This is a genomic window from Sphingomonas sp. (assembly GCF_039594485.1).
Classification (GTDB): Bacteria; Pseudomonadota; Alphaproteobacteria; order Sphingomonadales; family Sphingomonadaceae; genus Sphingomonas.
Map to the genome: position 1 here is coordinate 41131 of NZ_JBCNNI010000006.1, position 13099 is coordinate 54229.

Here is a 13099-nt window from a genome sequence, read left to right on the forward strand (position 1 = left end):
CCGAAGATGGGGCGAAAGGGAGAGGTAAGCGATGAAGCGCTTGATGATGGCCAGCGTGGCCGTGCTGGGTCTTTGCACGGCGGCCTGCGGGACGTCCGACGGGTCTGGCAACGAGTCCGGCAACGCGGCGCAGGAAGCGGCCGCAGCGTCCAATGACACCAATCCGACCGCGCCGGACGGTCGCCATTATCTGTCGCAGCCGCTGGTGCGCGATATCTTCACCGCCGACCCTTCCGCGCATGTCTGGAACGATGGGAAGATGTATATCTATCCCAGCCACGACATCCCGACCGACACCAAGGACGACGATCTCGGTAACCAATATGCGATGCGCGACTACCGCGTGCTGCGCATGGACGAGCCGGGCGGCCCCGTCACGGTCGGCCCCGTTGCGCTCGACGTGAAGGACGTGCCCTGGGCCTCGCAACAGATGTGGGCGCCCGACGCGGCCTATAAGGACGGCACCTATTATCTCTATTTCCCGGCGCGCGATAAGACCAAGGACAAGAACGGCCTGGGCGCGTTTCGGATCGGCGTCGCGACCTCGAAGAACCCGATGGGTCCGTTCAAGGCCGAACCGCAGGCGATCCCGGGCAGCTTCTCGATGGATCCGGCCGTCTTCCAGGACGCCGACGGCAAGGCCTATATGTATTTCGGCGGCATCTGGGGCGGGCAGCTTCAGCGCTGGAAGGACGGCAAATACGATCCGAACGGCAGCGACACCGACCTGAAGCAGGATGACCAGCCCGCCATTTCGGGCAAGATCGCGCGCCTGAACCCGGACATGAAGACCTTCGCCGAAAGCCCGCGCGATGTCGTCATCCTCGACGAACAGGGCAAGCCGGTGCTGGGCGGCGACCATGACCGCCGCTTCTTCGAGGCGTCCTGGGTCTTCAAGCGCGACGGCAAATATTATTACACCTATTCGACAGGCGACACGCATTTCCTGAACTATGCGATCGGCACCAGTCCCTATGGCCCCTTCACCTATAAGGGCCATATCCTGAACCCGGTCCAGGGCTGGACCACGCATCACTCGATCGTCGAGTGGAAGGGCAAGTGGTGGCTCTTCTACGCCGACACGCAATTGTCTGGGAAGAACCACCTGCGCAACGTCAAGATGACCGAGCTAACGTTCAATCCGGACGGGACGATCCCGACCATCGATCCGTTTGTGAAGTAAGGACGGCGGGATGTTCCTAGGCATCGATATCGGCACGTCGGGCGTGAAGGCCGTCGTGCTGGATGAACATGGCGCGGTCGTGGGGCAGGGGACGGCGGCGCTGACCGTGCAGCGGCCCCACCCCCTCTGGTCCGAACAGGACCCGGAGGCCTGGTGGCAGGCGACGACGGCGGCAGTGCGCGCGATCGACCCGGCGGTGCGCCGGGCGGTGCGCGGGGTCGGGCTGGCCGGGCAGATGCACGGTGCCACGCTGTTGGGCGCGGACGATCAGGTCCTGCGTCCGGGCATTTTGTGGAATGACGGGCGCAGCCATGCCGAGTGCGCCGAGCTGGAGGCCAAGGCCCCCGAGCTTCATCGCATCGCGGGCAATCTGGCGATGCCGGGTTTTACCGCGCCCAAGCTGCTCTGGGTCGCGCACCATGAACCGGAAACGTTCTCGAAGATCCGCACCGTCCTCCTGCCCAAGGATTATGTCCGGTTGCGGATGACGGGCGAGAAGGCGTCCGACGTGTCGGATGCGGCGGGCACCTTGTGGCTGGACGTCGCCGCGCGCGAATGGAGTGACGACATCCTCGCCGCCACTGGCCTGACCCGCGACCAGATGCCGCAGGCGGTCGAGGGCACGGCGCAGACCGGCCTTCTCCGTGCGGACGTGGCGGAGGCCTGGGGCATCGATCGGGTGCCGGTCGCGGGCGGCGGCGGTGACAATGCCGCGGGCGCGGCCGGCGTCGGCGTGGTCAAGGACGGCGATGCGCTGCTGTCGCTGGGCACGTCGGGCGTGATCTTCGCCGCGACCAGCGCGTTTCGTCCCAATCCGGCCGGGGCGGTCCATGCCTTTTGCCACTGCCTCCCCGATATGTGGCACCAGATGTCGGTCCATCTGTCCGCTGCGGCGTGCATCGACTGGGTGGCCCGACTGACCGGGACGCCGGGGGCGGCCGAACTCTTCGCGCGGGCCGAGAGCGTCGGCCCGGCGAGTGGCCCTGAAATCTTCCTGCCCTATCTGTCGGGGGAGCGGACGCCGCATAACGATGCGGAAGTGCGCGGCGCGTTCCTGGGCCTCGACCATGACACCACACCGGAACGACTGGCGCAGGCGGTGCTGGAGGGCGTCGCCTTCGCGCTCGCCGATGGCCTGTCGGTGCTGCGCGACGCGGGAACGGAGTTGTCGCAGCTTTCCGTCATCGGCGGCGGCGCGCGGTCCTCCTATTGGGGGCAGATTCTGGCCGCCGCGCTGAATGTCGAACTCGTCTATCTCAAGGGTGGCGAGGTTGGCCCGGCCCTGGGTGCGGCGCGTCTGGCGCAACTGGCGGTCGATGGCGGCTCGCCGGAGGAGGTCTGTGCGCCCCCGCCCGTCAGCCACCGCATCGCCCCCGACGCCGCGCTCGCCGACCGTTTCGCCCCCAAGATCGCGCGTTTCCGCGACAGCTATTCCCGTATCACTCCTAGGAGCTTCTAAATGGCTACCGATTTCTTCGCCGATATCCCGACGATCCGTTACGAAGGCCCGGACAGCGAGAACGAGCTGGCCTATCGTTTCTATGACAAGAACCGTGTCGTGCTGGGCAAGACGATGGAGGAGCATCTCCGCTTCGCCGCCTGTTTCTGGCACACCTTCTGCTGGCCGGGTTCGGATGTGTTCGGCGGCGGCACCTTCAATCGCCCCTGGCATGCCGGTGCGAACGACAGCGCGGCGGCCGCGCAGAAGCGCGAAGTGGCGTTCGACTTCTTCTCGAAGCTCGACATTCCCTATTACTGCTTCCACGATGTCGACGTGATGGCGGAAGCCAACGGCGTCGCCGAGCATCGCCGCTATTTCGCCGAAGCCGTCGATCATCTCGAAAAGCTCCAGGCCTCCTCGGGCCGCAAGCTGCTCTGGGGCACCGCCAACCTGTTCAGCCATCCGCGCTTCGCCGCCGGTGGTGCGACCAACCCGGACCCGGAAGTCTATGCGTTCGGCGCGATGCAGGTCCGCGACGCGCTGGAGGCCACGCATCGCCTGGGCGGCGCCAACTATGTGCTGTGGGGCGGTCGCGAGGGTTACGAGACGCTGCACAACACGGACATGAAGCGTGAACTCGACAATCTCGGCCGCTTCCTGAGCCTGGTCGTCGAGCACAAGCACAAGATCGGCTTCACCGGCACGATCCTGATCGAGCCGAAGCCGCATGAGCCGACCAAGCACCAATATGATTTCGACACGGCGACGGTTTATGGCTTCCTCAAGGCCTACGGCCTCGAGAATGAGGTGAAGGTCAATATCGAGGCGAACCACGCCACGCTGGCCGGCCACACCTTCGAGCATGAGATCGCGACGGCGGGCGCGCTGGGCATTTTCGGCTCGATCGACGCCAATCGCGGCGATCACCAGAATGGCTGGGATACCGACCAGTTCCCCAACTCGGTCGAGGAACTGACGCTGGCCGTGCTGGAGATCATCCGCGCGGGCGGCTTCACCACCGGCGGGTTCAACTTCGACGCCAAGGTGCGTCGCCAGTCGATGGATGCGGTCGATCTGTTCCACGGCCATGTCGGCGGCATCGACGTGGTGGCCAAGGGCCTGCTGAACGCCGCCGCGCTGATCGAGGACGGTCGCCTGGATGCGATCAAGGCGGAGCGTTATGCGGGCTGGACCGGCGCGTTCGGCCAGCAGATCGGCGGCCTCGACCTCGCGGGCATCGCCGATCTGGCGGTGGAGAAGGCGATCGATCCCAAGCCCCGTTCGGGCCGTCAGGAGCGGATCGAGAATATCATCAACCGGATCGTCAATTCGGGCAAGTAAGGCGGATCGGTCGGGTAGCCCGGCCCTTCCGACAAGAAAAGGGGCGCGTCCGACAGACCGGGCGCGCCCCTTTTTTCTGTCAAACCCAACCCCCGCTCAGGCTGAACGGAGAAAGGGCGTCGGGTTACACCACCCCGTTGGCCGCCATGTCGCGCAGCGCGTCATGAAAACGCGGGATCGCCGCCATGCTGAAACCGGCGATATTGATGCGTCCCGACCCGGCCATGTAGATGCCATGCCGGTCGCGCAGCCATTCGACCTGGGTCGGGGAGAGGGGCAGGGTTGCGAACATGCCCTTGCCGCCCGCGACCGCCGCGAGATCGATCGTGCCGATCCGCCCGCCAGCCGCCAGGGTTGCGCGCAGATCGGCCAGCCGCCGACGCATGGTTTCCAGTTCGTCGCGCCATTCCTGGGTCAGTGCGGGATCTTCCAGGATGATCCGCACCACCGCCGCGCCATGGTCCGGTGGCATCGACCAGTTGGCGCGGGCCAGTGCCAGCAGATTGGACAGTACCACGCCCCCCGTATCCGCATCGGGCGACAGTGCGAACAGGGCACCCGTCCGTTCGCGATACAGGCCGAAATTCTTGTCGCAGGAATAGGCGAGCAGGGCTTCCGGCACCGCCGCCAGGATCGTCCGTGCTCCGGCCGCGTCCGCGTCGAACCCGTCGCCCAGCCCCTGATAGGCCAGGTCGACCACCGGGGTCAGCGCGCGGCGTGCGACATAATCGGCGATCGCCTGCCAACCGGTCGCGTCGGGGTCGATCCCGATCGGATTGTGGCAACAGCCATGGAGGAGCACCGCCTCCCCCTCGGCCGCCTTGTCCAGCCCGGCGAGAAAGCCGTCCAGATCGAACATCTGGCTGGTCAGGTCATAGCAGGGGATCAGTGCGGGTTCGACGCCCGCCTGCTTGAACAGCGGTGCATGGTTGGCCCAGCTTGGGCTGCCGATCCAGATGCGCGCCACACCCGCGCGAGCGAGCAGTTCGGCGGCCAGACGCAGCGCGCCGGTGCCGCCGGGGGTCTGGAGCCCGACCACCCGGTCGGCTGCCACCGTGTCCGCCAGAACCAGGGTAGCCAGCGCGCGGACAAAGCCCTTGTCGCCCTCCGGGCCCAGATAGGACTTGCTCGGCTGTTCGGCGAGCAGCCGTGCCTCGGCCGCCTTGACCGCGGTCATGACGGGCGTGTGGCCCTCTTCGTCACGGAAGACGCCGACGCCCAGATCGACCTTGTCCGGGCGGGGGTCGGCGGCATGCTGTCCGATGATACGGAGCAGGGGGTCGTCGGGCTGGCGGGTCAGGGTTGCGAAACGCATGCAAAGGCCTTTTGGAAACGAAAGGCGCGCACCATAGGGCCATCGCCCGGAAAGGGAATGTCCCATATCCGTGCCGATTCCACGGCGTTCATTCCTAGATCTGACCGAACGGGCGGGGCGGCCGACGGGTCAAACCAGGCCGCCGTCGCCCAAAATCGGTTCGGATGGCCCCATTTTTACACCTAACACACGAAAAACGCTTGGTATTGATTTGTATTATGGAGCTTGGGCAACGGTTGTTCGTAAACGTTACGAACGGAAAACGTTGCGATGGTACCGGGTCCGTCCACCGGATTCGGAGTGGTGGGCACGACCCCAGACATCGTTGCCGCTTCGGCGCAATCGAGCGCTCCCATCACCATGTTCCGGTGACGTGCGTCACGTCATCGCCCTCGCCGCGCTGCCGGACTCCGCAGACGGCCTCACGAGGATTTCCGCGATGAGTTTATGCCGCTGCGAACCTTGCCATGGCACATCCATCCTGCTGCCTGAGAGGGGAGGTCTGCCATGACCAAGGATTCGGTGCGCGCTGCGACCGGCACGGTCTCGCCCGCGATCACACGCCTGTCCCGGCTGGCCACGCTCGATCCAGCCGCATCGGCGGCTCTCGCCGAGGCGATGAGCCGACCGCAGCTATTCCGTCCCCGGCGCGACCTGATGGTCGAGGGGCGGGATATCGCCGGCCCGCAACTGATCCTGTCGGGCTGGGCCGCGCGGGTTCGAATCCTGCTGGACGGGCGGCGGCAGTTCCTCAGCTTCCTGCTGCCCGGCGATGTCATCGGGCTCTATCTGCACCCGCGTCCGATCGCGCCCACCACTGTCATCTCGCTGACCGAGGTGTCGACCTGCACGCCGCCGAGCATGGGCGTGTCAGATGTGCTGGATGAGGCCTATGCGGTCGCGCATGCGCTGGACGAGGCCTATCTGCTGTCGCAGATCGCCCGGCTTGGCCGGATGAACGCGATGGAGCGGATCGGCGACCTGATGCTCGAACTTCATGAGCGTCTGGCGATGAGCGATCTGACCAATGGGCGCAGCTATGAACTGCCGATCACGCAGGAGACGCTGGCCGATGCGCTGGGGCTGACCGCCGTGCACGTCAACCGGATGCTACAGGCAGCGCGGCGGGCGGGCGACCTGATCTGGTCGTCGCGCTCGATGACCATCCCCGATCCGAAGCAGCTTGCCGGTAAGGTCGGCCGTGTTCCGGTGAAGGTGGGCGGACGGCCGGCGGACGATCGGCCCTGATGGGGATTGATATGAATTAAGATATTGTAAAAACATGATATAATCTGGAACATCCGTCCGCATCCAACGCTGTCCGGCAGAGCAAAGAGGAGGTCAGGATGCCGGACATCGCCGACAGGCCCGATGATGACGCGCCGATTTCGACGGCCAAGGATGCGGACGCCGCGGTCAGGATCGCCAAGCATGAAGAGGTCGAGGGTCGCGGCGACAGCCTGACCGGCTGCGCGACCACGATCAACCGTCCGGCGGCCGAACTGTTCGCCTGGTGGCGCGACTTCTCCAACCTGGCGAGCGTCATGGAGAATGTCGAGAGGATCGATGTGATCGATCGCCAGCGTTCGCATTGGGTGGTCAAGGCTCCGGGTGGCACGATGGTCGAATGGGATGCCGTTTTGACCCAGGAGGAGGAGGGCAGGATGATCGCCTGGGCCTCTGCCGAAGGTGCGGATGTCGCCAATTCGGGCCGCGTGACCTTCCGGGACGCGGGCGCGCGCGGCACGGTGGTCACCGCGACCATCCTTTACGATCCCCCGGCGGGCGTGATCGGCAAGATGGTCGCCAAGCTGTTCCAGCGCGAGCCCAATATCCAGCTTCGCCGTGACCTTGCGCGTTTCAAGCAACGCATGGAAACCGGCGAAGTCGCGACCAACGCCATGAACCGCCGTCAATTCGAGGAGAAGGCGGCATGAAGGCGCTGACATGGCATGGCAAGCATGACGTCCGAATCGACAATGTCGACGATCCCGGCATCGTCAATCCGCGCGATGCGATCATCAAGGTGACCGCGACCGCCATCTGCGGCTCCGACCTTCACCTCTATGACGGATACATCCCGACGATGAAGTCGGGCGACATATTGGGCCATGAATTCATGGGCGAGGTGGTCGAAACCGGCCCGGCCTCGACCCTGAAAAAGGGACAGAAGGTGGTGGTGCCGTTCACCATCGCCTGTGGCTCCTGCTATCATTGCGGCAAGCACCAATATTCGGGGTGCGAGAACGGCCTGCCCGCCGACAATCAGGATATCGCGCGCGAGGCTTACGGCCATCCGATGGCCGGGCTGTTCGGGTACAGCCACATGACCGGCGGTTATGCGGGTGGTCAGGCGGAATATGTCCGGGTGCCATTCAGCGATGTCGGACCGATCGTGATTCCCGACGGGGTGGAGGACGAGAAGGTGCTCTTCCTGTCCGACATCCTGCCCACCGGCTGGATGGCGGCGGAGAATGCCCAGATCGAGCCGGGCGATACCGTCGCCGTCTGGGGGTGCGGCCCGGTCGGGTTGTTTGCCGTCCAGTCCGCCTTTCTGATGGGTGCGGAGAGGGTCATCGCGATCGACCATTTCCCGCACCGCCTGGAACTCGCACGCAAATTCGGTGCGGAGACGATCAACTACGAAGAGAGCGCGACCTATGACGCGCTGATGATCATGACCGGCGGGATCGGCCCGGATGCGGTGATCGACTCGGTCGGGCTGGAGGCGCATGGGCTGTTCGTCGACAATGCGATCGACCAGATCAAGGCGTCGACCTTCCTGGGGACCGACCGCGTCCATGCCATCCGGCAGGCGATCATCGCCTGTCGCAAGGGCGGCCGGGTGTCGATGCCCGCCGTCTATGGCGGCTTTGTCGACAAGTTTCCGCTGGGCGCGGTGATGCAGAAGGGGCTGACCCTCAAGACCGGGCAGACCCATGTCCAGCATTACCTGCCCGGCCTGCTCGACGCGATCATGGAGGGCAAGATCGACACCACCTTCCTGATCTCGCACCGCCTGCCGCTGGAACAGGCGCCCGAGGGGTACCGGATGTTCCACGACAAGCAGAACGAAGTGACCAAGGTCGTGCTGAAGCCCGGTCAATAAGGAGAGGCGATCATGGCAGAGACGTTCGCACCCCGAAAATTCGCGGTCGTGACCGGCGCTTCGATGGGCATAGGCTATAACGCAGCGGCCGAGGCCGCCGAGCGCGCCTGAGGTCGGGGCATCGTCGCCGGGATAATCTTCCCAGGCGGCGGTGCCGATCTGGCGCGGTTACCTTCCGCTGCGCCCCCTATGATCCGGCTCAATGCGCGAAGTGGGTGACGCCCATCATCAGGACGATGCCCGCCAGCGTCGCCAGACTGGTGCGCAGGCGCGGATCGAGCGCCCGGCTGCGCGGCACCAGTTCGCATGCGCCGATATAGAGGAATATGCCCGCGAACAGCGCCATCAGCGGCGCCAGCATGCCCTGTGGAATGGCGATCGCCATTCCCAGCAATACGCCCAGCATCGGCGCGACGCCGTTGACGATCAGCCAACGCCGTGCGGCGGCTTCCGAACGCGCGGCAAGGCTGAGGCTGACCGTATTCACCCCGTCGGCGACGTCATGGGTCAGCACCGCGAGCGCGATCATCCAGCCTGCCGCCGTATCGATCTGAAAGGCGATGCCGATGCCCAGGCCATCCATCAGGCTGTGCAGGCAAAGCATCGCCGGGCCGAGATGCCCGCGCCATGAATCCGCCGCCTGCGGTATGCGCGCCAGCAGCCGGTCGAGCAGCATATAGCCGCCCAGCCCGACAGCCGTGAACGCCATCAGACTGCGTACCGGCCAGCGATCTCCCGCCAGCTCCAGGGCCTCGGGTACCAGGTCGAACAGCGCGACGCCCAGCACGATTCCGGCCGTCACGCCCAGCACGATCCCGATACGATTGCGCAGCCGCAGTGCCAGCAGGCCGCCCGCGAGGGTCGCGACCATCGCGGCGAGTCCGAACGCCAGCGGGATCAAGGTCATCGGGCGATCCGCCATCGGAGGAGGAGAACGAGAAGGGGCGGCATGTCTGTCCCATGGACCAGCGGATGTGACGTTACAAGGTCACCTTTGCGCCATCCATGATGCTCATCTGGCCGGCGACCCAGACAGGATGGCTTTGCATGGGCGCGAGTCGAGCCGGTTGCGCCGGGAAAAGCGCGATCCGATTGGCACGGATGCGAATGGCGATAAGGGGCTCAGCCGCGGGCGATGGCGTCGAGCACGCGACCGGCGACCTCCTGTCGGCAGATCAGCAGGTCGGGCAACAGCGGATTTTCGCAATTATAGACCAGCGGGCTGCCGTCGATGCGCGAGGCGTGGAAACCGGCGGCCAGGGCGACGGCGGCGGGGGCGCAATTGTCCCATTCATATTGGCCGCCGTCATGAAGATAGACGTCCGCCCGCCCCTCGACCACGGCCATGGCCTTGGCGCCTGCCGACCCCATCGGGATCAGCGTCGCGCCCAGGCGATCGCCGACGCACCGCGCAATGTCGGGTGCGCGGCTGCGGCTGACGACGACTCGCAGGCCGGCCGGGCAGGGGGGATGGACGGGGGGCAGATCGTCGGTCGCGAAGACCTGGTCACGAGCGGGCACCGCCACCGCGCCCAGCGCGGGGCGACCGTCCACGGCAAGTCCGATATGCACCGCCCATTCGTCCAGGCCCTCGGCATATTCCCGGGTGCCGTCGAGCGGGTCGACGATCCAGACTCGACGGGCGGCGCAGCGCGCCCGATCGTCCACCGATTCCTCGGACAGGATGAAGTCGTCAGGACGGGCGGCGCGCAGCCGGTCGAGGATCAGCGTGTTCGCGTCACGGTCGCCTCGGGCCCCCAGCGCCGCCCCGTCGAGACCGCCCTGCTTACGCAGGTCCCTGAGCAACTGGCCCGCCTCGACAGCGATGGCGCGCGCGAGTTCGGCGTCTGTCAAAGATCGTAACTCCAAATGCCGAGCACCCGCTCAACGATTCGCTCGGCCGCCTGTTCGGCCGTTTCCTTGGTCGTGTCGATATGGATTTCCGGGCGCTCGGGCGCTTCATAGGGGCTGGAAATGCCGGTGAAATCGGCAATCTCGCCGCGCCGTGCCTTGGCGTACAGACCCTTCACATCGCGCGTCTCGGCGACCTCCAGCGGCGTGTCGACGAAAATCTCGATGAATTCGCCCTCGGGAAGCAGCGCGCGGACCATGTCGCGTTCGGCGCGGAAGGGCGAGATGAAGGCAGTCAGCACGATCAGCCCCGCATCCGCCATCAGCCTGGCGACCTCGCCCACGCGGCGGATATTCTCCACGCGCCGCGCGTCGGAGAAGTCCAGGTCGCGGTTCAACCCGTGGCGGATATTGTCGCCGTCGAGCAGGAAGCTGTGGCGGCCCATGCTGTGCAGCTTCTGTTCGACCATATTGGCGATCGTCGACTTGCCCGAACCCGACAGGCCGGTGAACCACAGCACGCGGGGAAGCTGCCCCTTTTGCAGGGCATGGGCTTCGCGGGTCACGACGGCGGACTGCCAGTGGACGTTCTGCGCCCGGCGCAGCACATGGTCGATCATCCCGGCCGCGACCGTGGCATTGGTCGCGCGGTCGATCAGGATGAAGCCGCCGAGCGCGCTGCCCTTCTCATAGGGTTCGAACACGATCGCGCGGTCGGTATAGACCTCCGCCAGCCCGATATCGTTCAGCGCCAGCGTGGCCGCGGGGCGCTGTTCCTGGCTGTTCACGTCGATGACATGGCGCGGCGGCTGCACGGTCGCGGCGACCAGTTGCGTGCCGAGTTTGAGCGAATAGCTGCGCCCCGGCACCAGTGGCGTATCCGCCATCCAGACGATGGTGGCGACGAACTGGTCGGCGATTTCGGGCGGGTCTTCGGCCGCCGCGATCACGTCGCCGCGCGAACAGTCGACTTCTTCCGCCAGTACCAGCGTCACCGCTTCACCCGCGATCGCCTGTTCCCGGTCACCATCATGGGTGACGATCCGCGCAACGCTGGTCGTGCGGCCGGAAGGGGCGATCCTCACCCGATCGCCGACCGACACATGCCCGCTGGCGATCAGGCCCGCAAAGCCCCGGAAGTCGAGATCGGGTCGGTTGACCCATTGGACGGGCAGCCGGAATGCGGCGGACACCGCGCGATCTCCGTCGATCGCCACCGTCTCCAGATGCGGGAGCAGGGCGGGACCGTCATACCAGGGCATGTCCGGCGAGGGCGTGGTGACGTTCGCGCCGGTCAGCCCCGACAGCGGGATGGCGGTGAACCGCTCGATGCCGATACTCCTGGAGAAGTCGGCATATTCGGCGACGATGGCATCGAAGACGGACTGGTCATGTCCGACCAGATCCATCTTGTTGACCGCCAGCACGATCTCCTTGATCCCCACCAGGTGCGCCAGATAGCTGTGCCGTCGCGTCTGGGTCAGTACGCCTTTGCGCGCATCGATCAGGATCACGGCGAGATCGGCGGTCGATGCGCCCGTGACCATGTTGCGGGTATATTGCTCATGGCCGGGCGTATCGGCGACGATGAACTTGCGCTTTTCGGTCGCGAAGAAGCGATAGGCGACGTCGATGGTGATGCCCTGTTCGCGCTCGGCAGCGAGGCCGTCGACCAGCAGGGCGAAGTCGATATTCTGCCCCTGCGTGCCGACCCGGCGGCTGTCCGCCTCCAGCGAGGCCAACTGGTCCTCGAAGATCGTCTTTGAATCGTACAGCAACCGGCCGATCAGCGTCGACTTGCCGTCATCGACCGAGCCGCAGGTGATGAAGCGCAGCATCGACTTGGCGGCGTGGGTGGCGAGATAGGCGTCGATATCGGCGGCGATCAGCGCATCGGGTTGATAGGCGGTCATCAGAAATACCCCTCGCGCTTCTTCTTCTCCATGCTGGCCGTCTGATCGTGATCGATCGCGCGCCCCTGTCGCTCGGACGTGGTGGTGAGCAGCATTTCCTGGATGACCTCGGACAGCGTCGCCGCCTCGCTTTCGACAGCCCCCGTCAGCGGGTAGCAGCCAAGCGTGCGGAACCGGATCGAACGCTCCACCGGCACTTCGCCGGGGCGTAAGGGAAAACGGTCGTCATCGACCATCAGCAGCATCCCGTCGCGCTCCACCGTCGGGCGGGGGGCGGCGAAATAGAGCGGCACGATCTCGATGCCTTCCTGCAGGATATATTGCCAGATATCGAGTTCGGTCCAGTTGGACAGCGGGAAGACGCGGATGCTCTCGCCCTTGTGGATGCGGCTGTTGTAGAGATTCCATAATTCGGGCCGCTGGGCCTTGGGGTCCCAGCCATGCGCGGCGGAGCGGAAGGAGAAGACGCGCTCCTTGGCGCGGCTCTTCTCCTCGTCGCGGCGCGCGCCACCGAAGGCTGCGTCATAGCGACCCGCGGTCAGCGCCTGTTTCAACCCCTCGGTCTTCCACATGTCGGTATGGCGGCTGCCATGGTCGAAGGGGTTGATCCCCAGCGCCTCGGCCTCTGGATTGCGGTGGACGATCAGTTCCATGCCCGCCGCCTCGGCCGCCCGGTTGCGCAACTCGTACATCGCCCGGAACTTCCACGTCGTGTCGACATGGAGCAGCGGGAAGGGCGGGCGCGCCGGGAAGAACGCTTTCTTGGCAAGGTGCAGCATCACCGCCGAATCCTTTCCGACCGAATAGAGCATCACCGGCCTTTCGGTCTCGGCGACGACTTCGCGCAGGATATGGATGCTCTCGGCTTCGAGGCGCTGAAGGTGGGTAAGGCCAGTCATCGGTTTGTCAGATAATGTCGCCAGCGAACGGCGCGACCAACTTATCC

11 protein-coding genes are annotated in these 13099 nt (G+C 65.5%); 6 read left to right on the forward strand and 5 right to left on the reverse strand.

Annotation, left to right across the window (positions count from 1 at the left end):
- Window positions 1-31 precede the first annotated feature (31 nt).
- From ABDV78_RS03925 to xylA, 3 genes are read left to right on the forward strand one after another with little or no spacing between them, the layout of a single operon-like run.
- On the forward strand, window positions 32-1183 hold the full coding sequence (locus ABDV78_RS03925; RefSeq protein WP_343525904.1) for a glycoside hydrolase family 43 protein: 1152 nt from the start codon (window positions 32-34) through the stop codon (window positions 1181-1183).
- 10 nt (window positions 1184-1193) lie between these two features.
- Complete coding sequence (gene xylB, locus ABDV78_RS03930; protein WP_343525905.1) at window positions 1194-2642, forward strand: xylulokinase; 1449 nt, start codon at window positions 1194-1196, stop codon at window positions 2640-2642.
- Entirely contained in the window at window positions 2643-3965 is a 1323-nt protein-coding gene (gene xylA, locus ABDV78_RS03935) for a xylose isomerase (protein ID WP_343525906.1), read from the forward strand.
- Between the two features lie 124 nt (window positions 3966-4089).
- Here the strand turns inward: xylA and ABDV78_RS03940 are convergent, their stop codons facing one another.
- A complete protein-coding gene (locus ABDV78_RS03940; protein ID WP_343525908.1) occupies window positions 4090-5280 on the reverse strand; it encodes an aromatic amino acid transaminase in 1191 nt (396 codons plus the stop codon).
- A gap of 507 nt (window positions 5281-5787) precedes the next feature.
- On the opposite strand from ABDV78_RS03940, the gene ABDV78_RS03945 reads away from it, so the two are divergent.
- From ABDV78_RS03945 to ABDV78_RS03955, 3 genes are all read left to right on the forward strand, one after another.
- The gene (locus ABDV78_RS03945; protein WP_343525909.1) at window positions 5788-6528 is read left to right on the forward strand and encodes a Crp/Fnr family transcriptional regulator; all 741 of its coding nucleotides are present in this window, start codon (window positions 5788-5790) and stop codon (window positions 6526-6528) included.
- 98 nt (window positions 6529-6626) lie between these two features.
- Window positions 6627-7217 (forward strand): SRPBCC family protein, encoded by a 591-nt coding sequence (locus tag ABDV78_RS03950; protein ID WP_343525911.1) that lies wholly within the window; start codon window positions 6627-6629, stop codon window positions 7215-7217.
- Window positions 7214-8389 (forward strand): zinc-dependent alcohol dehydrogenase, encoded by a 1176-nt coding sequence (locus ABDV78_RS03955; RefSeq protein WP_343525912.1) that lies wholly within the window; start codon window positions 7214-7216, stop codon window positions 8387-8389. Before ABDV78_RS03950 ends, ABDV78_RS03955 begins: the two co-directional genes overlap by 4 nt.
- 199 nt (window positions 8390-8588) lie before the next feature.
- Here ABDV78_RS03955 and ABDV78_RS03960 read toward each other — a convergent pair whose 3' ends face one another.
- The 4 genes from ABDV78_RS03960 to cysD all read right to left on the reverse strand — a co-directional run bounded on the left by ABDV78_RS03960 (window position 8589) and on the right by cysD (window position 13052).
- A complete protein-coding gene (locus tag ABDV78_RS03960) occupies window positions 8589-9296 on the reverse strand; it encodes a ZIP family metal transporter (protein WP_343525913.1) in 708 nt (235 codons plus the stop codon).
- A 215-nt stretch (window positions 9297-9511) separates the two neighbouring features.
- Window positions 9512-10243 (reverse strand): 3'(2'),5'-bisphosphate nucleotidase CysQ, encoded by a 732-nt coding sequence (locus ABDV78_RS03965; protein ID WP_343525914.1) that lies wholly within the window; start codon window positions 10241-10243, stop codon window positions 9512-9514.
- On the reverse strand, window positions 10240-12153 hold the full coding sequence (cysN, locus tag ABDV78_RS03970) for a sulfate adenylyltransferase subunit CysN (RefSeq protein ID WP_343525915.1): 1914 nt from the start codon (window positions 12151-12153) through the stop codon (window positions 10240-10242). The genes ABDV78_RS03965 and cysN overlap by 4 nt, the downstream gene beginning before the upstream one ends.
- Window positions 12153-13052, reverse strand: coding sequence for a sulfate adenylyltransferase subunit CysD (gene cysD, locus ABDV78_RS03975; RefSeq protein WP_343525917.1), 900 nt, complete (start codon window positions 13050-13052; stop codon window positions 12153-12155). The genes cysN and cysD overlap by 1 nt, the downstream gene beginning before the upstream one ends.
- Between the last annotated feature and the right edge of the window lie 47 nt (window positions 13053-13099).